Origin of the sequence: Tropicimonas sp. IMCC6043 (assembly GCF_004146235.1) — a bacterium.
In the GTDB taxonomy this organism is placed as follows: Bacteria; Pseudomonadota; Alphaproteobacteria; order Rhodobacterales; family Rhodobacteraceae; genus Tropicimonas.
In genome coordinates, this window is record NZ_SELO01000020.1 from 41,500 (window position 1) to 59,816 (window position 18,317).

18 protein-coding genes are annotated in these 18,317 nt (G+C 67.1%); 8 read left to right on the forward strand and 10 right to left on the reverse strand.

The genetic code is table 11. The features are described from left to right. The first annotated feature begins 116 nt into the window (after positions 1 to 116). The gene (locus EU800_RS16880) at positions 117 to 962 is read left to right on the forward strand and encodes a transglutaminase family protein (RefSeq protein WP_129634197.1); all 846 of its coding nucleotides are present in this window, start codon (positions 117 to 119) and stop codon (positions 960 to 962) included. 13 nt (positions 963 to 975) lie between these two features. Here the strand turns inward: EU800_RS16880 and murJ are convergent, their stop codons facing one another. The 3 genes from murJ to EU800_RS16895 are packed head-to-tail and all read right to left on the reverse strand — an operon-like array spanning position 976 to position 6,471. Next, on the reverse strand, positions 976 to 2,529 hold the full coding sequence (murJ, locus tag EU800_RS16885) for a murein biosynthesis integral membrane protein MurJ (RefSeq protein WP_129634198.1): 1,554 nt from the start codon (positions 2,527 to 2,529) through the stop codon (positions 976 to 978). Continuing rightward, positions 2,526 to 5,342: a [protein-PII] uridylyltransferase gene (locus EU800_RS16890; RefSeq protein WP_129634199.1), complete on the reverse strand. Its 2,817-nt coding sequence runs from the start codon at positions 5,340 to 5,342 to the stop codon at positions 2,526 to 2,528. The genes murJ and EU800_RS16890 overlap by 4 nt, the downstream gene beginning before the upstream one ends. Further along, positions 5,302 to 6,471 carry a penicillin-binding protein activator gene (locus EU800_RS16895; protein WP_129634200.1) on the reverse strand — a complete coding sequence of 390 codons (1,170 nt, stop codon included), beginning with the start codon at positions 6,469 to 6,471 and terminating at the stop codon, positions 5,302 to 5,304. The genes EU800_RS16890 and EU800_RS16895 overlap by 41 nt, the downstream gene beginning before the upstream one ends. Before the next feature lie 92 nt (positions 6,472 to 6,563). Between EU800_RS16895 and rsmI the strand changes: the two genes are divergently transcribed. From rsmI to EU800_RS16915, 4 genes are all read left to right on the forward strand, one after another. Next, on the forward strand, positions 6,564 to 7,448 hold the full coding sequence (gene rsmI, locus EU800_RS16900; RefSeq protein WP_129634201.1) for a 16S rRNA (cytidine(1402)-2'-O)-methyltransferase: 885 nt from the start codon (positions 6,564 to 6,566) through the stop codon (positions 7,446 to 7,448). Then, positions 7,445 to 7,846, forward strand: coding sequence for a YraN family protein (locus EU800_RS16905; RefSeq protein WP_129634202.1), 402 nt, complete (start codon positions 7,445 to 7,447; stop codon positions 7,844 to 7,846). Before rsmI ends, EU800_RS16905 begins: the two co-directional genes overlap by 4 nt. An 80-nt stretch (positions 7,847 to 7,926) precedes the next feature. Beyond that, positions 7,927 to 8,865: a glutathione synthase gene (gshB, locus tag EU800_RS16910; RefSeq protein ID WP_129634236.1), complete on the forward strand. Its 939-nt coding sequence runs from the start codon at positions 7,927 to 7,929 to the stop codon at positions 8,863 to 8,865. Next, positions 8,862 to 9,758 (forward strand): alpha/beta hydrolase, encoded by an 897-nt coding sequence (locus EU800_RS16915; protein ID WP_129634203.1) that lies wholly within the window; start codon positions 8,862 to 8,864, stop codon positions 9,756 to 9,758. The genes gshB and EU800_RS16915 overlap by 4 nt, the downstream gene beginning before the upstream one ends. Positions 9,759 to 9,773: 15 nt before the next feature. Here EU800_RS16915 and EU800_RS16920 read toward each other — a convergent pair whose 3' ends face one another. Further along, entirely contained in the window at positions 9,774 to 11,288 is a 1,515-nt protein-coding gene (locus EU800_RS16920) for a YifB family Mg chelatase-like AAA ATPase (RefSeq protein ID WP_129634204.1), read from the reverse strand. Positions 11,289 to 11,489: 201 nt separating this feature from the next. Between EU800_RS16920 and EU800_RS16925 the strand changes: the two genes are divergently transcribed. Continuing rightward, a complete protein-coding gene (locus EU800_RS16925; protein WP_256369778.1) occupies positions 11,490 to 12,167 on the forward strand; it encodes a sugar transferase in 678 nt (225 codons plus the stop codon). Positions 12,168 to 12,170: 3 nt separating this feature from the next. Here the strand turns inward: EU800_RS16925 and EU800_RS16930 are convergent, their stop codons facing one another. The 3 genes from EU800_RS16930 to cobU form a co-directional block, all read right to left on the reverse strand. Beyond that, positions 12,171 to 13,043, reverse strand: coding sequence for a glutathione S-transferase (locus EU800_RS16930; RefSeq protein ID WP_129634206.1), 873 nt, complete (start codon positions 13,041 to 13,043; stop codon positions 12,171 to 12,173). Between the two features lie 90 nt (positions 13,044 to 13,133). Further along, entirely contained in the window at positions 13,134 to 13,706 is a 573-nt protein-coding gene (locus EU800_RS16935) for a histidine phosphatase family protein (protein WP_129634207.1), read from the reverse strand. Then, the gene (gene cobU, locus EU800_RS16940) at positions 13,700 to 14,236 is read right to left on the reverse strand and encodes a bifunctional adenosylcobinamide kinase/adenosylcobinamide-phosphate guanylyltransferase (protein WP_129634208.1); all 537 of its coding nucleotides are present in this window, start codon (positions 14,234 to 14,236) and stop codon (positions 13,700 to 13,702) included. Before cobU ends, EU800_RS16935 begins: the two co-directional genes overlap by 7 nt. A gap of 101 nt (positions 14,237 to 14,337) precedes the next feature. Here cobU and EU800_RS16945 point away from each other — a divergent pair, with 101 nt between their 5' ends. Beyond that, positions 14,338 to 15,222 (forward strand): RNA polymerase factor sigma-32, encoded by an 885-nt coding sequence (locus EU800_RS16945; protein ID WP_129634209.1) that lies wholly within the window; start codon positions 14,338 to 14,340, stop codon positions 15,220 to 15,222. Continuing rightward, the gene (locus EU800_RS16950; RefSeq protein WP_129634210.1) at positions 15,219 to 16,034 is read left to right on the forward strand and encodes a ChaN family lipoprotein; all 816 of its coding nucleotides are present in this window, start codon (positions 15,219 to 15,221) and stop codon (positions 16,032 to 16,034) included. The genes EU800_RS16945 and EU800_RS16950 overlap by 4 nt, the downstream gene beginning before the upstream one ends. 4 nt (positions 16,035 to 16,038) lie before the next feature. On the opposite strand, the gene EU800_RS16955 is transcribed toward EU800_RS16950, so the two are convergent. From EU800_RS16955 to recO, 3 genes are read right to left on the reverse strand one after another with little or no spacing between them, the layout of a single operon-like run. Then, positions 16,039 to 16,659, reverse strand: a complete 621-nt coding sequence (locus EU800_RS16955) for an NUDIX hydrolase (protein WP_129634211.1) — start codon at positions 16,657 to 16,659, stop codon at positions 16,039 to 16,041. 45 nt (positions 16,660 to 16,704) lie between these two features. Continuing rightward, positions 16,705 to 17,370, reverse strand: coding sequence for a DNA-3-methyladenine glycosylase I (locus tag EU800_RS16960; RefSeq protein WP_129634212.1), 666 nt, complete (start codon positions 17,368 to 17,370; stop codon positions 16,705 to 16,707). Further along, entirely contained in the window at positions 17,367 to 18,101 is a 735-nt protein-coding gene (gene recO / locus EU800_RS16965; protein ID WP_129634213.1) for a DNA repair protein RecO, read from the reverse strand. Before recO ends, EU800_RS16960 begins: the two co-directional genes overlap by 4 nt. Between the last annotated feature and the right edge of the window lie 216 nt (positions 18,102 to 18,317).

Genomic DNA, 18,317 nt, shown 5'->3' on the forward strand with positions numbered 1-18,317 from the left:
AAGACCCTATCAATCTGCGGCAAAAGCTGTTTGGATCGGGTGGACGTTGACCGAAACGCCGGGCGTGCGAACATGCGCCCTGGTCAGCCGCCCCTGATTGTCACCCGGAGCCAATGATGCAACTGCGACTGGGGTGCCGGCTTTCGTTCGATCTGCCGGCGCCGACACCGATGATTCTTCTTCTCAACGTGCACTATTCCCGCGCGAGCGACCTGGTGCGGCCGGACCTGCTGGTGACGGAGCCCGCGGTGCCGGTCGAGGCCTATCGCGACGGTTTCGGCAACTGGTGCAACCGGCTGGTTGCGCCGGCCGGAGGGATGGTGGTGTCGACCGATGGCATCATCCGCGACGCCGGGACCCCCGACCCGGTCGATCGCTTGGCCGGGCAGACGCCGGTGGAGCAGATGCCGGTCGAGCTATTGAACTTCCTGCTGCCAAGCCGCTATTGCGAAAGCGACGTCCTGTCGGATTTCGCCTGGGAAAGGTTCGGATCCGGGCCCCAGGGTTGGGACCGGGTGCAGGCCATCTGCGACTTCGTGCATGATCACGTAAGCTTCGGCTACGAGCATTCCCGACCGACCCGGACGGCCGTCGAAACCCTGAACGAAGCCGTCGGTGTCTGTCGCGATTTTGCCCATCTGGCCGTAGCGCTCTGCCGATGCCTCAACATTCCGGCGCGCTATTGTACCGGATACGTGAGCGATATCGGTCAGCCGCCCCCCTATGCGCCGATGGATTTCGCCGCCTGGATGGAGGTCCATCTCGGCGGAAAGTGGTGGGTCTTCGATCCGCGCAACAATGACATCCGCCGCGGTCGCGTATTGATCGCGCGTGGCCGGGATGCAGCGGACGTACCGCTGACCCACAGTTTCGGCAAGCATGAGCTGAAGGATTTCAAGGTCTGGATCGACAGAAGCGACGACGGCGCGGCCGCATTCGACGAACCGGTTCGGCCGATCTGACACCGCCCGGCTGCTAGCTGCCTTTCGGGCCGCGGCGCATCGCCCTGCGGATCTCGGCGAAACTCGTTGCGCCGATTGCCTGTGCGACGCCGAAATAGCTCACCACGCCCGCAATTATGAGAACCGCGAGCGCGCCGAAGCGGAGATGCTGAACGTAGAGTGCCTCGCCGAGCAGCTTCTCGGTGCCGAGCAGGGCCGCGCCCATGACCGCCGACGCAATAACGATGCGCTGTGCGCGGCGCTTGAGGCGCGCGTCTATTGCCGCGGCCTCGCCCATGCCGCGCGAGCCGAGCCAGAGCAGCGCCACCATCGCCCAGCCGGCAAGCGTGGTCGCCCAGGCGGCGGCCTGGAACCCGATCACGAAGGCGCCGCCGATCGCCACGGCAGCGTTGATGACCATGGCGACCAGCGCGTAATAGAACGGTGTCCGGGTGTTGTGGCGGGCGAAGTAAAGAGGTTGCAGCACCTTCTGCAGCACGAAGGCGGGCAGCCCGAGCCCGTAGATCGCTGTCACCTGGGCGGTGCGCACGGCCGCCTCCGCCGAGAAGGCGCCGCGCTGGTAGAGCACTGAGACGATGGGATCGGCGACCAGCGCCAGCGCGGTTGCTGCCGGCAGCGTGAGCAGCAGGGCGAATTCGGTGGCACGGTTGAAGGCGTCGCGTCCGCCCGCGGTGTCCTTCCCGGCCAGCCGGCGCGAGAGGTCGGGCAGCAGCACCACGCCGATGGCGATGGCAACGACGCCGAGTGGAAGCTGGTAGAGCCGGTCTGCCAGGTTCAGATACTGGATCGCGCCGTCGAAATAAGAGGCGACCTGACGGCCGACCAGCAGGTTCACCTGCACAACGCCACCGGCGAGCATCGCCGGCAGGGCAACGCGGGCAAGCCGCTTCATGTCCGGCGTGAGACGGGGCCGGCGCGGCAGCAGGCGGAAGCCGGCGCGCGATGCGGCGGTCCAGACGAGGGCAAACTGCGCGACCCCGGCCACCGGCACCGCCCAGACCAGCCAGGTGCCGAAATCGCCACCCGTGGCCGTTGCGATCATCATCGCCGTCACGAGGATCACATTGAGCAGCACAGGCGCCGCGGCAGCCGCCGTGAACCGGCCGGAAGCGTTCAGCACGCCCGAAAGCAACGCGGCGAGCGAAATGAAGAGAATGTATGGGAAGGCGATGCGGCCGAAATGGACCGCGAGGTCGAAGCGTTCGTCGGCGCGGAAGCCTGAGGCCATGGCGAGCACCAGCCAGGGCATTGCGGCCTGGGCGACGAGGGTTACCAGGATCACCACCGCGGCGAGGCCGGAGAAGGCGTCCGTGGCGAAGGTCTTCGGCCCGTCGTCGGCTTCCAGCTTCTTGGAGAAGATCGGCACGAAGGCCATGTTGAACGCGCCCTCGGCAAAGAAGCGTCGGAACATGTTGGGCAGGGAGAAGGCGACGACGAAGGCCTCGGCCACCGGACCGTCGCCGAGTTGCGCGGCGATGACGATATCGCGCACGAAGCCGAGGATCCGGCTCATCAGCGTCCAGAACCCGACCGTCAGGAAACCCGCCATCAGGCGGATCGGCTTCATTCGACCCGTGCCCGCTCGGCGCCGCGCTCGATCGCCGCGATGAGCCGCTTCTCGAGCGTCCGCTGCTTGCTTTCCGAGTAGATCTTCAGCCCGAACATGTCCTTCACGTAGAAGGTGTCGACCACCTGAGCGCCGTAAGTCGCGATCTGAGCCGAGGAGATGTAGATATGCGCCGAGGCCAGGGTCCGCGCGAGATCGTAGAGCAGGCCGGGCCGGTCGCGGGTGTCGACCTCGATCAGGGTGTAGATCTCCGAGCCGTCATTGTCGAAATGCACCGAGGTCGGGAAGCGGAAATCACGCTCGCGCTTCTTCTGCTTGTCGCGCTTGACCAGTGCGTCGCGCGGCACCACCTCGCCGCGGAGCGTCTTGTGGATCATCTGCCGGAGCCGCGGCAGGCGTGCGGCCTCGTAGGGTGCCCCGTCGCCGTCCTGGATCCAGAAGGCGGCGGTGGCGTAGCCGTCCTTGGAAGTGTAGGTCTTGGCGTCGACCACATTGGCGCCGACCAGCGCCAGCGCACCGGCGAGCCGGGCAAAGATCCCGGGGTGGTCGCTGAGCGCGAAACAAGCCCGCGTCGCGTCGCGATCTGGTTCGGCGGTCAGGTCGATGCGGATCTCGTCATCGGGGATGCCCTTCAGCAGCCGGGCGAAGACGGTATGCGTCGCGTTCGGCAGGCCCTGCCAGTAGGGCGGGTAATGCCGCTCGATCTCGGCCTCGACGTCATCGGCCGGCCAGTCGTCCAGCGCGGCACGCAGCGCGGCCTGACTCTCCTCGCCGATATTGTCGCGGTTGAGATCCTCCAGCCCGTTCTCCAACGCCGTCGCGGTCTGCCGGTGCAGAGAGCGCAGGAGCTGCGCCTTCCAATTGTTCCAGACATTCGGGCCGACGCCTCGGATATCGCAGACGGTCAGCACGGTGAGCAGGTCGAGGCGCTTGCGAGTCTTCACCGCCTTGGCGAAATCGGCCACCGTGCGCGGGTCGGCGATGTCGCGCTTCTGCGCCATGTCCGACATCACCAGATGCGCGCGCACCAGCCATTCGACGGTCTCGACCTCTTCCTCGTCGAGCCCCAGCCGCTGGCAGACCGGCCGGGCGATGCGGGCACCGAGGACAGAATGGTCCTCCTGCCGGCCCTTGCCGATATCGTGCAGAAGTACGGCGAGGTAGAGAACCCGGCGGTTGACGCCCTTCTTGAGGATACGTGAGGCAACCGGCAGTTCCTCTACCAGCTCGCCATGCTCGATCCGGGCGAGCACCTTGATGCACTGGATCGTGTGCTCGTCGACCGTGTAGGCATGGTAGAAATTGAACTGCATCATCGCCACGATGGGCTCGAATTCCGGCAGGAAGGCAGCGAGCACGCCGAGTTCGTTCATCCGCCGCAGCGAGCGTTCGGGATTGCCGTGGTCGAGCAGCAGGCCGAGGAAGATCTTCGCCGCCTCGGGCGACCGGCGCATGTCGGCATCGATCAGGTGCAGGTTGGCGGAGACCAGACGCATGGCGTCGGGGTGGATCAGCGTGTCGGTTCCGAGCGCCTCGTCGAACAGGCGCAGCATATTGAGCTTGTCGGAAAGGAACGCTTTGTCGTCGACGATCGCCAGCCGGCCGCCCTTGATCTCGAACCCGTCGGAGACCTTCTTGCGGCGGCGGAACAGGCCCGCGAGAACCGGCTCGCGCTTGGCATGCTGGGTCTCGAGCGCGGTGAGGAAGATCCGCGTCAGCTCGCCGACCCGGGTCGCGTGGCGGAAATAGTCCTGCATGAAATGCTCTACCGCGCGGCGCCCCGAATGATCGCGGTAGCCGAGCCGCTCGGCCACGGGCACCTGCATGTCGAATGTCAACTGTTCGGCCGCGCGGCCGGCAACGAGGTGCAGGTGGGCTCGCACTGCCCAGAGGAACGTCTCGGCCTGCTCAAAGGCCCAGTATTCCTCGGGGGTAAAGACGCCGGCCTCGACCAGCTCCTCGATCCGGCCTACATTGTTGACGTATTTCGCGATCCAGTAGAGCGATTGCAGGTCTCTCAGCCCGCCCTTGCCCTCCTTCACGTTGGGTTCGAGCATGTAACGCTGTCCGCCCTGCTTGCGGTGCCGCTCGGCGCGCTCCTGTAGTTTTGCCTCGACGTAATCCTTGCTCGAGGCGCTGAACAGCTCCTGCCAGAGCCGGTGGGTCAGCGTATCGGTCAGCTCCGGGTCACCGTCGACATGGCGCATTTCCAGAAGCGAGGTCCGGATGGTGAAATCCTCCCGCCCGAGCCGGAGGCATTCGCGGATCGTGCGGGTGGAATGCCCGACCTTCAGGCGCATGTCCCAGAGGATATAGAGCATCTCTTCGACGATCGCCTCGATGCGGGGCGTGATCCTGTCGGTGGAGAGGAACAGCAGGTCGACATCGGAATGGGGAGCCATCTCGCCACGGCCATAGCCGCCGACGGCGATGACCGCCATATGCTGGGCCGAGGCGTCCGCGCCGTCCTCGACCAGCAGGAACTTTGCGGTCCAGAAGGCGGACCGGACGATGCAGTCGGTGAGCCAGGCATAGGAATGCACCAGCGGGCGGGAAGCGCGCGGCGATTTCTCGAATCCCGCCTCGATCGCGGCGCGGCCGCGGGTGAGCGCTTCGGAGAGGATCGCCGTCGCACGCGCCCGTCGTCCGGTACCGACGCCGCCCTGCACGGCTTCGGCGAGGCGCTCGGAGAGACCGGTTGCGTCGAAGATCTCCTCTGTGGGACAGATGAGATCGGTAGGGGCGGGCGGGGTCGTGGGCCCGCGCTCCGGCTCAGAAGCCGAAGCCGCCGAAGCTCTTGGGGGCAGGGTCAATGACGGTCACCTGGTTGTTCTGGATCTGGCCGACGGCAAGGCCGCGCTGGTTGGTGCCGTCGGGGCGAAGGCGGAAGATGCCGTTGACGCCGACGAAACCCGATCCCTGCGTGAGCGCCGCTCGGGTGAGCGCATCGGACTTGCCGCTGCCTACAAGTGCACCGATCGCGGCGATACCGTCATAGGCCAGCCCCGCCAGCGGGTGAGGCGCACTGCCATAGGCGCCGGCATAGCGGTTCACGAAATTCTGGCTCAGCGCGGGGTCGGGCATGGCGAACCAGGCGCCCTGGAGGCCGGGCTGCGAGAGCGCCTCGGGAGGGATATCGAGCCGTGTCAGACCGATGAAACGGACCTCGGCCGACGAGACGCCGTTCTCGGGCAGGAGCTGCGCGAGGAAGGGCATGGCGCCGGCGTTATCCGAGGTGAAGAAGACAGCATTGGCGCCCGAGGCCTGAACCTGCGAGGCGATCTGCGGCACGGCGGCGACGAGGCCCTGCTGGGACAATTCGAAAGAGGCGTTGCCCGCGAGCGTGGCGCGGCTTCCGGAAATCGCGCGGGCGATCGCGTCGCGACCGACCTCTTCGGCGGTCGACCTTGCGTTGACAACGAAGATTCGGCCATTGCCGCGCGAGGCGGCGTATCTCACCAGCCGGTCGGCGGTGTTATCGAAGGTGTTGCCGAGGACAAAGACGTTGCCGCCGGCGATGGCCGGGTTGTTCGAGAAGGAGAGCACGTTGAGACCCTCGCCCGCGACAGTTCGGCCGGCGGCATTTGCCGCTTCGGAATAGAGCGGGCCGAGCAGGATCTTGGCGCCATCGGCGGCGGCCTGGCTGGCCGCGGCGGTTGCGCCGCCGGCGTTGCCGCCTGTCGGATAGACGCGCAGGTCGATCTTGACGCCCTGCAAGTCGGCAATGGCGAGCCGCGCGGCGTTCTCAAGGCTGCGCGAGACGACTGCGTCGCCGCCGGCCCCGCCAGGGACGAGAAGCGCGACCGGAACGGCGGCGCCGGTGTCGATCGAAGGGCCGGATCCGCCGGTGGACACGGCGTTGCAGGCGCTCAGGAACAGCGCGGCGGCGAGGGCGAGGCCGCGTCCCGGCAGGGATCGGGGAAGTCTCAGGGCGGAAAACATGGGTTAAATCTCGCTCTTCCAGGTCGGACCGGGTATGGGGAAACGCAGTTCCCGGGCGCGGCAGACCCTAAGACGTGGAGGACGGCAAGTAAATGACCCAGAACCCGCCGGGACAGGTGTTTCGCGAAACGTCGCTCGACCCCGGACTTCATTTCGTCGCCACGCCGATTGGCAATGCCCGCGATATCACCCTGCGCGCGCTCGATATCCTCGCCTCGGCCGATGTCATCGCCGCCGAGGACACCCGCACCGCGCGTCACCTCATGGAACTGCACGGTGTTCCGCTGCGGGGCCGGCAGATGCTGGCCTATCACGACCACAACGGAGCGGCGATGCGCCCGAGGATTCTTGCCGCGATCCGCGACGGTCGCGCGGTCGCCTATGCTTCCGAGGCCGGCATGCCGTTGGTGGCCGATCCGGGCTACCAACTCGCCCGCGCCGTCATCGATGCCGGCCTGAAGGTGACATGCGCGCCGGGGCCGTCGGCGGCGCTGGCGGCGCTGGCCCTGTCGGGCCTGCCCTCCGACCGCTTCCTGTTCGCGGGGTTCCCGCCGGCCGCGGCTGGTGCACGCCGAAAATGGCTCGCAGGGCTGGCGGATGTGGAGGCGACGCTTCTGATCTTCGAATCGCCCAGGCGGATTCACCGAATGTTGGCAGAATCCTGCGAAAGCTTCGGACGGGATCGGCCGGCTGCGGTCTGCCGGGAACTGACGAAACGATTCGAGGAGGTTAAACGCGGCACGCTCGGCGAACTCGTCGAGCGGCTCGAGAGCAAAACGATCAAGGGCGAGATCGTCCTCGTCGTCGATCGTCCCGCCGAGGTGGAAACCGACTCGGCGGATATCGAGGCGGCGCTTGGAGAGGCGCTCGGGGAGATGTCATTGAAACAGGCGGCGGCGGCGGTTGCCGAGCGTTTCGGAGCAAGCAAGAGAGATGTCTACCAAATGGCATTGGCGCTGAAGGAGCGAAACGGATGAGCGCAGGCGGCGGGCTGCCCTTAGGGGAAACGCTGCGGCGGAAGTCGCGCGGTGCCCGATCCTATCACGCGGGCCGGGCGGCCGAGGAGATTGCGGAGCGCTATTACACGGGCCGGGACCAGCGGGTGCGGGAGCGGCGCTGGCGCGGCGCCGCAGGCGAGATCGACCTGATTGTAGAGGACGGGGATGGGCTGATCTTCGTCGAAGTCAAGGCCTCGGAGGACTTCGCCCAGGCCGCGGCACAGGTGAGCGCGCGCCAGATCGGCCGGATCAGTGCGGCTGCGGCGGAATATCTCGAGCGGATGCCGAGCGGGCAGGCGACCGAGGTTAGGTTCGATGTGGGCCTGGTGGATCGGCGTGGCCGGCTCGAAGTCCTGGAGGCCGCGTTCGGCATCTGACACCTTTGCGCCGGATGTGGTGGACAGTCCGCGGCAAACGGGCAAATAAGAGGCGAACCAGCGTAGGAGCCAGCATGCCCCTGAAGATCGCCTTCCAGATGGATCCGGTCACCGCCGTCAATATCGACGCGGACAGCACATTTCGTCTCGCCGAAGAGGCGCAGGCCCGCGGCCACGAGCTTTATTTCCACATGGTCGACGGGCTGAGCTGGCGCGATGGCAGGGTCGTCGCGCGCGCTCGAAAAATGGAGGTCCGCCGCGTCTATGGCGACCACGTAACGCTGGGCGAGGAAGAGGAGATCGATCTCGCGACGATGGACGTGGTCTGGCTTCGCCAGGATCCGCCCTTCGACATGGGCTATATCACCAACACGCATCTTCTGGAGCAGCTCATGCCGGAGGTGCTGGTGGTCAACGATCCCTTCTGGGTCCGGAACTGCCCGGAAAAGCTTCTCGTGCTGCAGTTTCCCGAGCTGATTCCGCCGACGATGATCGCACGCGACCTCGCCGACCTGCGCGCCTTCAAGCACCAGCACGGCGACATCATCCTCAAGCCGCTCTATGGCAACGGGGGTGCCGGAGTCTTTCGTCTCGATCCGAACGACCGCAACCTCGCCTCCCTGCACGAACTGTTTGCCGGGTTCAGCCGCGAGCCGCTGATCGCGCAGAAATTCATCCCCGACGTCTCCAACGGGGACAAGCGGGTGATCCTCGTCGATGGCGAGCCAGTGGGGGCGATCAACCGTGTGCCGGCGGAGGGCGAGACCCGGTCGAACATGCATGTGGGCGGGCGCCCCGAAAAGGTCAGCCTGTCGGAGCGCGACCTCGAGATCTGTGCGGCCATCGGCCCGCTTCTGCGCGAGCGCGGGCAGATTTTCGTCGGTATCGACGTGATCGGCGACTACCTGACAGAAATCAACGTGACCTCGCCGACCGGCATCCAGGAGCTTGAACGGTTCGACGGCGTGAACGTGGCCGAGAAGATATGGCAGGTGATCGAAGCGAAGCGAGCCGGGTGAGCCGCCGCCTCCGGATCCTGAACGTCTTGCTGCGAAGCGTGGTAAAGCCACGCCTTGCAGCAACCAAGACCCCGGAGCAGGCGGAGGCCGATTTCGCGCGGTTCGCCCGGTTCGTGCTGCGCGCTCCGCGCGGCCTCCACTGCGAGCGGCGCGCCGGTCTGCCCGAACTTCAGTGGATCTGTGCTGACCCGACGGCCGACCGTCCAGTGCTGCTCTATTTCCACGGCGGCGGATATATCTCCGGCAGCCCGCGCGCATATAGGGGCATGCTCGGACGCCTGTCACAGTTGAGCGGGGTCAAGGTTGCCGCCGCGGCCTACCGGCTCGCGCCGGACCACCCGGCCCCGGCTCAGTTCGAAGATGCGAAAGCCGTGCACGACTCGCTCTTGGCGGAGGGGTTCCGGCCGGACGAGATCATCCTCGGCGGCGACAGCGCCGGCGGTGGCCTGGCGCTCGCACTTCTCGCCGATCTCTGCGCGCGCGACCGCCACCCGGCCGGCGCATTCGCTATCTCGCCTTGGGTCGACCTTACGCTCTCCGGCGCGAGCATGGTCGAGAATGCGGCGCGCGATCCGCTGCTGCCGGCGGACCGAGCCGACGACCTCGTCGGTTTCGTTCTTGGGGGCATCGCGGCGGATGATCCGCGCGTGTCGCCGCTCTTCGCCGCCTTCGCGGACCCACCGCCGGTGCGGCTGCATGTCGGGACGACCGAGATCCTGCGCGACGACTCCCGCCGAATGGAGGCGCATCTTCGGGCGGCGGGTGGCCGTGTCTCGCTGCGGGAGTGGCCCGAGGCGCCGCATCTCTGGCCAATCTTCGACGGCTATATTCCGGAGGCACGGGAGACGCTCGAGGATCTGGCGGAATTCATCCGAGCGCTTGACGCGCCCTGAGAAGTATCGGGCGCGTCAGGCCAGCGTGCCGATGGCGAGCCGGAAGCTGGCGGCCTCGGCTATATGGCGGCGCAGTACCCGCGGGCTCGCGTCGAGATCCGCAATGGTACGGGCAACTCGGAGGACGCGGTGATAGCCGCGCGCGGTCAGTCCCATCCGTTCGGCCAGCTTCTGCAACAGGTCCCGTCCCTCGGCGTCCGGCGCGGCGATCTCGTCAAGCAGGGCGCCCTCCGCATCGGAGTTGACCCGCGCCGTGGAATGCGTCGCGAAACGGGCGGCCTGCCGGTCGCGCGCAGCGAGGACGCGCGCGGCGATCTCGGCCGTGCCCTCGGTGGGTGGCGGCAGGTCGAGATCGGTGTAGGCCACCGGCGGCACCTCGATCCTGAGGTTGATCCGGTCCATCAGCGGCCCTGAGATGCGCCCCAGGTAGTCTTCTCCGCAGGTTGGCACGCGCGGGCAGGCACGGCTGGCGTCGGCGAGATGGCCGCAGCGGCAGGGATTGGCGGCGGCGACCAGCATGAAACGGCAGGGATAGCGGACATGGGCGTTGGCGCGGGCGACGACGACTTCGCCGGTCTCGATCGGCTGGCGGAGCGTGTCGAGCACCTGACGGGAAAACTCCGGCAACTCGTCGAGGAACAGAACGCCATTGTGGGCCAGGCTGATCTCGCCCGGGCGCGCACCACGCCCACCTCCGGCGATCGCGGCCATCGAGGCGGTGTGGTGCGGTTCGCGGAACGGGCGGTCGCGCGAGATGCCACCCTCCTTCAGCAGTCCGGCCAGGGAGTGGATCATCGAGGTTTCGAGCGCCTCGGTTGCGTCGAGTGGCGGCAGGATGCCCGGCAGGCGCGCCGCCAGCATGGACTTGCCGGAGCCCGGCGCGCCGACCAGCAGGACGTGGTGACGCCCCGCCGCGGCGATCTCGATGGCGCGCTTGGCCCGCTCCTGTCCTTTCACCTCGCGGAAGTCGCGGCTGCGATCAGCAGCGCGGACCTCGCCGGGAGCGGCCGGGCGGAGCGGCGTCTGGCCAGTGAAATGGGCGACGGCGGCCGCGAGCGTGTCGGGGGCGAAGACAGTCGTGCCGCCGACCCAGGCCGCCTCTGGGCCGCAGGCGCGCGGGCAGAGCAACGCGCGCTCCTCCTCGGCCGCGGCCATCGCGGCGGGAAGTGCGCCGAGAACTGGCACGAGGCTGCCGTCGAGCGACAGCTCGCCCAGTGCGACAATCTGTTCCACCTCCTCGGCAGGCACGATCTCGAGAGCTGCCAGCAGCGCCATGGCGATCGGCAAGTCGAAATGCGAACCTTCCTTGGGCAGGTCGGCGGGCGAGAGATTGATGGTGATGCGGCGCGAGGGGAGCGCCACGGCGAGGCTCTGCAGCGCCGCGCGGACCCGTTCCCGCGCCTCGCTCACGGCCTTGTCCGGCAGGCCCACGATGGAAAAAGCCGGCAGGCCCGCGGTGACCGCGCATTGCACTTCGACCGGGCGCGCCTCGACGCCGTCGAAAGCCACCGTATGCGCTCGTGAAACCATCCTCGTTCCCTCTGGTAACCACCCGTAAACTCATTCGGTGAACGCGGTTGAGATTTCGTTAAGTGTTTCTGCCTAGACCCAAGGAGAGCGACTGCGGCGTGGATCGTGGCCGCGCCGGAAATGGGCGGGATTTATCCTGATTTCGTCGGATATTGGCCACAAATCCGGATCAACTGTGAGGCAACAGATGTGGTAACGATGATGCCTTTCGCGACGGTCAAAGCTGCTAACCGGGGTTCCGGACTCGATGCCCCGGCAGAGCCAGGACTTTCCCGGCCCCATGGCTACCCCGGCAAGCGCGCGTTCGATCTCCTGCTGGTTTTCCTGGCGATGCCACTCCTTCTCTCGCTGATCGGCGTGCTTGCGATTCTTGTCGCAATGGACGGGGGCAATCCGTTCTTCCTGCAAAGACGCGTCGGCCGGAATGGTCGGGTGTTCCGGATGATCAAGCTGCGGACCATGGTGCCGGATGCCGAGCGCTGCCTTCAGAGCCATCTGGACGCGAGTCCGGAAGCGCAGAGCGAGTGGGACCGGTTCCAGAAACTGTCAGGAGACCCTCGTGTCACTGCGATCGGCCAGGTTCTGCGCCGCACCTCGCTCGACGAATTGCCGCAATTCTTCAACGTTCTGGCGGGAGACATGAGCCTTGTCGGGCCTCGCCCGATGCTGGCGGAGCAGGCCGGGCTCTATCCAGGCCGCGCCTATTATCGCATGCGTCCGGGAATCACCGGCCCCTGGCAGGTCTCCGACCGCAACGCGGTATCCTTCGCCGACCGTGCGAAATACGACCTGATGTATTACCGGAGCCAGTCGCTCCTGTCCGATCTCGGCTATCTCTTCCGCACCATCTGGACCGTTTGCAGGATGTCGGGCCGCTAGGGCTCAGCTCCCCAGAAGGGCCATGACCTGCGGCCAGGCGGCGGCGTCGGCCACCGCCTTGTCACGGCAGATCGGGTTGCAGAAGCCGATGCAATGTCCGTCGATCTCTGCCAGATCGCTGACAGGTTTGCCCGAGAAGGGGCAGACGTCGTTCTCTGCGGTGCCGTCCTGAAGCGCGCGGGCCGGAAGCGGTGTCGGTCCGGGCCAGTCGGTTTGTGGATAGTCGCGATCATACCATGGCAGGCGGTTGCCACGGGCCATGGCAAGCGCCCGCCAGCGCCGGAAGGCGGGATCGGCAAGGTGGGCGGCGACATAGGCGCGGGCCTCGGGGAAGATATCGAGCCCGTAGCCCGCGACTCGAGCCGCGACCGGCGCGAAGAAGGCGTCGGCGGCGGAATAGGCCCCGCAGAGCCAGGGCGTGTCGCTGCCGGTCGTGGCACGGGCGTGGGCCCAGATCTGCTCGAGCCGGCGCAAATCGGCCTCGAGGTCGGCGGAGAGCGGAACGTCGCGATAGGCCGTGCGCAGGTTCATCGGGCAGTCCGAGCGCAGCGTGGTGAAACCGGCATGCATCTCGGCGGCCAGGTTGCGCGCGGTGGCCCGGGCGGCGGGGTCGGCGGGCCAGTGGCCGGCCCCGGGATTCCGCGTCGCAAGTTCCTCGGCGATTGCCAGCGACTCGGAGACGATCGCGCCGTCCGGAAGACGCAGGGTCGGCACAGTCCGTGCGGGCGCGAGTGGCGCCAGCTGCGCGGCCACGGAATCGCTCAGGAAGTCCACCCAGTGGAGGTCCGCGGTGAGCCCGAACCGTTCGAAGAGGAGCCAGCCGCGGAGCGACCAGCTCGAATAACCCGGGTCGCCGAGATAGAGGTGATAAGTCATGGGCGCAGCCTATGGGCAGGGCGCTCTGGCGCCAAACGACATTTTGTGAAGCGGTAAGTGGTTATCTTTTATGTATGAAACGACCTGTTGTCACGTGATGTGATTGAGAAGCCCGGCGCGCCAGTTCCGCCCGTCCCAGTCGAGCCGTGTCACCGAGAGATTGTCGATCCGTTCCCCAAGAATTTCGACCGCGCTGCATCCGCGCGCGCGCTGTAACTGGGTGAGGATCGTGCCGAAATGCGCCACGGCGATGATGTCGCCTGCCTCGCCGGTCAGCCAGTCGACAGCGCGGCTCACACGGGCGGAGAGGTCGTTCCAGCTCTCGCCGCCCGGCGGACGGATGTCGCCGGGGCGCTCCCAATAGGCGCGGATCAGTCGCGGGTCCTCTTCCTGAACGTCGTCGAAACTGCGGGCCTCCCAGGCGCCGAAATGGATCTCGCGCAATCCGCGTTCGTGCGGCAGCCGCGCCCGGCCGCGCTGGATCGCATCCGCGGTGGCAACGGCGCGCGCCAGATCGGAGGAGACCACGGGCGCGTCGTCCGGCAGGAACTTGGCCAGCCGTTCAAGCGCGGAATGATCGGAGAGATCGGCAGCCACGTCGGTCCAGCCGTTCATGTCGTGCCGGTTCGTCGGCCCGTGTCGCACCCACCACCAGCTCACCATTCCGCGTTTCCCGGCAACTCGCCCTTGAGCGCGAGCGGCAACCCGGCCATCACCGCGATCACCCGGTCGGCGCGTGCCGCAAGGGCGCGGTTGAGCCGCCCCTGGAGGTCGCGGAAGCGGCGGGCCAGCGGGCTTTCGGGAACGATGCCCTGGCCGACCTCGTTGGAGACGACGACGACCGGCGACTCGCAGCTCTCGAGCGCCGCGAGAAGCGCCTCGGCCTCCACCTCCACCTCCGCCTCGGCCAGAAGGCGGTTGGAGAGCCACATCGTGGCGCAGTCGAGCAGGACGACATGACCCGCAGGCAGCGAGGCGAGCGCTGCGGCGAGTGCGTGCGGCGCCTCGATCGTCTGCCAGCCGTCGCCGCGCTGCCGCCGGTGCAGGTCGATCTTCGCTTCCATTTCGGTGTCATAGGCCTGAGCCGTCGCGAGATAGATCCGCGGCAGGCCGGTGCCCGCGACCAGAGATTCCGCCCAGGCCGATTTGCCCGAACTCGCCCCGCCCAGCACCAACGTTATCCGTGCCGCCATCGGCTCTCCACTCCAGAGTGATCCGCTCCGCGCTCCATTCCGTATCAGAAGCACAGGACGGAGCAAACGCCCCGTACGGGGCATGACCGAGGGGAAACGCGATGAAGGTGTCTCACGCGCTAGACGATCATGGCCTGTCCCGCGCAGCGATGCGGGCGGAACTTCTGGATGCCGAAACCGAACTCGGTCTGGCGCGCGCCTGGCGCGACGAACGTGACGTTGCAGCGCTGCACCGGCTGGTGACCGCCTATATGCGGCTCGCAATCTCGATGGCGACAAAGTTTCGTCGCTACGGCGCGCCGATGGGCGATCTGATCCAGGAGGCGAGCCTCGGGCTCCTGAAGGCGGCGGAGAAATTCGATCCCGACCGCGGCGTGCGGTTCTCCACCTACGCGGTCTGGTGGATCAAGGCGTCGATCCAGGACCACGTCATGCGCAATTGGTCGCTGGTGCGCACCGGCTCGACGACGAGCCAGAAGTCGCTGTTCTTCAACCTCAAGCGGGTTCAGGCAAAGTTCGAACGCGAAGCGGAGGCCAGCGGCACGCCGCTCGATTCGGAACAACTGAAGCAGAAGATCGCGCAGGAGATTGGCGTCGCGATCGCCGATGTGGAGATGATGCAGGGCCGGCTCGGTGGCGGGGACTTCTCGCTCAACGCGCCGCAGGGATCGGACGACGACGAGGGGCGGGAGTGGATCGACACGCTCGCCGACGAGGACGCCCCCGCCGAGACCCGCGTGCAGGCGATGCGGGATGTCGGAACGCTTCGGGGCTGGTTGCTGGAGGCGCTGAGGGAACTCCCGGAGCGGCAGCAATTCATCCTGCGCGAGCGCAAGCTGCGGGACTCGCCGCGCACGCTCGACTCGCTTGGCCGCGAGCTCGGGCTCTCTAAAGAGCGGGTGCGCCAACTCGAGGCGGCGGCGCTTACCCAGATGCGCAAATCTCTGGAGCGGCACGGCGAAGCGGTATACGACCTGATGGCATGAAGCCGTCCGTATTTATTGCCGCCATTCTGCTCGCCACGCCCGTCGCGGCTGCGGAGCTCGCCGATATCGCGCAATTCGATCCCGCAGGCGCAGTGATCGTCCTGCTTGGCGAGGTGCATGACAATCCGATTCAGCATGCCAACCAGGCCGCGGCGGTGGCCGCGATCGCGCCCGCGGCGCTCGTCTTCGAGATGCTTGACGCCGAGCAGGCGGACGCCGCCAACGCGATGTCGCGCGACGATGCGGCGGCGCTTGCGGAAGCGCTTGACTGGGCGCATTCGGGCTGGCCGGATTTCGCGATGTATCACCCCATCTTCCTTGCCGCGCCCGGAGCTCGCATCTATGGAGCGGCCGTTCCGCGCGAAGATCTGATGGCAGCGGTCTCTTCCGGTGCGGCCGAAGTCTTCGGGGCACAAGCGGACGCCTTCGGGCTCGGCCCGCTGCCGGCGGAGATGCAGGAAGCGCGCGAGGCGATGCAGCACGAGGCGCATTGCGGCGCGCTGCCCGAGGAGATGCTCGGCGGAATGGTCGAGGCGCAGCGGCTCCGGGATGCACGGTTTTCGGAGGTGACGCTGCGGGCACTGGAGGAGACCGGCGGGCCGGTCGCAGTGATTACCGGAAACGGCCATGCACGGCGGGACTGGGGCATGCCTGCCAATCTCGCGGCGGCCGCGCCGGAGCTGCGCGTCGTAACGCTCGGGCAGTTCGAGGACAGCGTTCCGGAGGGCGAGGTGCCATACGATTTCTGGCTCACGACAGAGGCGGCGGAGCGGGACGACCCCTGCGCGGTGTTCGACAAGCCAAAGGGCTGAGCGCTCAGTCGAATTCTGCCGGCAGCGTTGGGTCGGCGTGATGCGCGAGCGCCCGGGCAATGTCGGCAGGCGTGGACCGGCCGAGCGACATCTCGGGAATGTCCTCGGTGGCGAAGAACTCCGCACCCGAGGTTTCCGGCCCCGGCGCGGGAGCGGCGTCATCCAGCGGCGTGCAGAGGAAGAAGATCTTGTAGAAATCCCGGTGATCCGGGTCGCCTGGCTGTTTCGCGCGGTGCCGCAGGCAAAAGAGCCTGTCGGCGCGCACCCGCAGACCCGCCTCTTCCCTGGTTTCCTTGACCGCCACCTCGCTGGCCGAATGTCCGATATCGGCGAAACCGCCGGGCATGGTCCATCTGCCGTCCGATTTCTCCCGTACGAGCAGGATCCGCCCCTCGCGGATCACCGCAGCGCGGATGTCGTTTTTGGGTGTCGCATAGCCCTCGCACGGCTCCGGCAGGCCGGTGAGATGCGCCAGCGGGACCCGGCCAAGCCTCGCCATCATCTGGCGCGCGATACTGTCGATCTCGGCGAACCGTTCCCGGTCATATTCTTCAGGGCTGTAGTGCAGCCCGGTGACTGCGAGCGCCTGCAACCGCTTGGCATAGCCGAGCCAGATGTCTTCCATCGGGTGTTCCTTTCGCGGCCCGGACAGCCAATATGCGGCGCGCCGTCACTCCGGAACGGCGGCTGCCAGCGTGCGGCTGATCACGGCATAGCGCTCGCCGCTCTCATCGTGCCAGGCGTTGAAGGCGTCCTGAGCCTTCGCCATCGCACGTTTCGACGTCGCCGCGCCATCGATCACGCCCGCCATGTTGAGCCCGGCGGCGACCGATTTCGTGAGGATGAAGGCGTCGTAGCCGGCCGAACGGAGCGCGTATTGGCCGGTCACGCCGCCCAGCCGCGCGCCGCGCGTCTTCATCAGGTCGAAGAGCCCGACGGTGTCTTCGACCGGCCAGCGGCCCAGGAAGCCCGCTGCGCTGCCGTGCTCGCGTGCCAGGTCGGAAAGGAAGACGGCATTGTCGCGCACCGCCAGGATCTTGGCGGCATTGCGCACGATGTCGGTATTCTTCAGATGGGCATCGAGATCGGCATCCGACATCATCGCGTTCCGACCGATGTCGAAGCCGTGGAAGGCCGTCTCGAAGCCGGGCCACTTGTTGTCGATCACCGACCAGTTGAACCCGGCCTGAAAGATCCGTCGGGTGAATTCCGCGAGCAGCCGGTCGTCGCTGAGCTTTCGGAGTGGCGGGTCCGGCGGGGCGGGGCGCATCGCCTCGAGCTCGGCCGCGCCATGGCGGTCGAGCGCCATCTCCCGGATTTCTGCAAAGGATTTCATGTCTCTCTCTCCTCCCGGCCGAGCAGCGACACGAAACGGTCGCGAGCCGCCGGCACGCTGCGGTCGCCGAGCGCCGGCGCCAGCCAGGTCTCCAGAAAATACCCCGTGGTGCGCAGTCCGTCGAGGATGTCGCGCAGCGTCGCGTCGGGGGCGCCCTGCAACACCGGCGGCAGCGGCAGCAGCCGGTCCGCCCAGGCCCCGGCGCCGGCGCGGCTGACGGCGCGCCCGGTCTTCGGCGAGACATAGGCCAGATCCGCCGTGGCCCCGGTTGCCGCGCATTGTCCGAGATCGAGAGCGAAGCCGAGCTCCTCCAGCAGCGCCTTCTCCCAGAGCAGGTAGAGCGCAGGCCAGCGCGGGTCGGTGCCTAGGGCGTCGAAGAGGTGTTGCGTCGCGACATAGAGGCCGGGATGAGTCTCGCGCTCGGGAAGGGCGAAGGACAGCAGCGCACAGGCGGCGCCGAGCCCGTAGAGCGCCCGGCGCTCGCCCATCACGGCCGCGGCGCGGGACTTCAGCGGCTCGACCCGGAAGCTCCCGAGATGCGCTTCGAGTCTGGCACGCCATTCGACGCCAAGCTGCGCGCCGGGCTGCAGGATCGGCGCGATCCGTCGCGAAGTGCCGCCACGGACGATGCCCGCATGCCGTCCGTGCCGGGCAGTGAAGACCTCGATGATGGCGGAGGATTCGCCATGCGGACGCACCGATAGCAACGCGCCTTCGTCCCGCCAGTCCATTACTCCTCCGTCATTCCCGCGAAGTATCGCCGGGATGGCGGAAAAGTCCATGGCCGCCGCCCTGCCCGAAGAGTCAGGTTTCGAGGTCTTCGGAAACCAGCCGATGGCAACGGCGCGCGCCGAGAAGGACGGGCGGTGCCATCGGTCCGCTCCAGAACCGAAATGAGGCAGCGGAGGAGACGTCGGTGGCCACGATGGCGGCGAACGTGAGGACCA

Excerpts from the sequence above, each read along its gene's own strand:
- EU800_RS16945 (WP_129634209.1), top strand. The coding sequence starts at position 14,338 with ATGAAGGTGTCTCACGCGCTAGACGATCATGGCCTGTCCCGCGCAGCG.
- EU800_RS16960 (WP_129634212.1), bottom strand. The coding sequence starts at position 17,370 with ATGAAATCCTTTGCAGAAATCCGGGAGATGGCGCTCGACCGCCATGGC.
- recO (WP_129634213.1), bottom strand. The coding sequence starts at position 18,101 with ATGGACTGGCGGGACGAAGGCGCGTTGCTATCGGTGCGTCCGCATGGC.
- EU800_RS16895 (WP_129634200.1), bottom strand. The coding sequence starts at position 6,471 with ATGTTTTCCGCCCTGAGACTTCCCCGATCCCTGCCGGGACGCGGCCTC.
- EU800_RS16935 (WP_129634207.1), bottom strand. The coding sequence starts at position 13,706 with ATGGTGAGCTGGTGGTGGGTGCGACACGGGCCGACGAACCGGCACGAC.
- EU800_RS16925 (WP_256369778.1), top strand. The coding sequence starts at position 11,490 with ATGCCTTTCGCGACGGTCAAAGCTGCTAACCGGGGTTCCGGACTCGAT.
- EU800_RS16955 (WP_129634211.1), bottom strand. The coding sequence starts at position 16,659 with ATGGAAGACATCTGGCTCGGCTATGCCAAGCGGTTGCAGGCGCTCGCA.
- EU800_RS16920 (WP_129634204.1), bottom strand. The coding sequence starts at position 11,288 with ATGGTTTCACGAGCGCATACGGTGGCTTTCGACGGCGTCGAGGCGCGC.
- cobU (WP_129634208.1), bottom strand. The coding sequence starts at position 14,236 with ATGGCGGCACGGATAACGTTGGTGCTGGGCGGGGCGAGTTCGGGCAAA.
- rsmI (WP_129634201.1), top strand. The coding sequence starts at position 6,564 with ATGACCCAGAACCCGCCGGGACAGGTGTTTCGCGAAACGTCGCTCGAC.
- EU800_RS16880 (WP_129634197.1), top strand. The coding sequence starts at position 117 with ATGCAACTGCGACTGGGGTGCCGGCTTTCGTTCGATCTGCCGGCGCCG.
- EU800_RS16950 (WP_129634210.1), top strand. The coding sequence starts at position 15,219 with ATGAAGCCGTCCGTATTTATTGCCGCCATTCTGCTCGCCACGCCCGTC.
- EU800_RS16930 (WP_129634206.1), bottom strand. The coding sequence starts at position 13,043 with ATGACTTATCACCTCTATCTCGGCGACCCGGGTTATTCGAGCTGGTCG.
- murJ (WP_129634198.1), bottom strand. The coding sequence starts at position 2,529 with ATGAAGCCGATCCGCCTGATGGCGGGTTTCCTGACGGTCGGGTTCTGG.
- EU800_RS16905 (WP_129634202.1), top strand. The coding sequence starts at position 7,445 with ATGAGCGCAGGCGGCGGGCTGCCCTTAGGGGAAACGCTGCGGCGGAAG.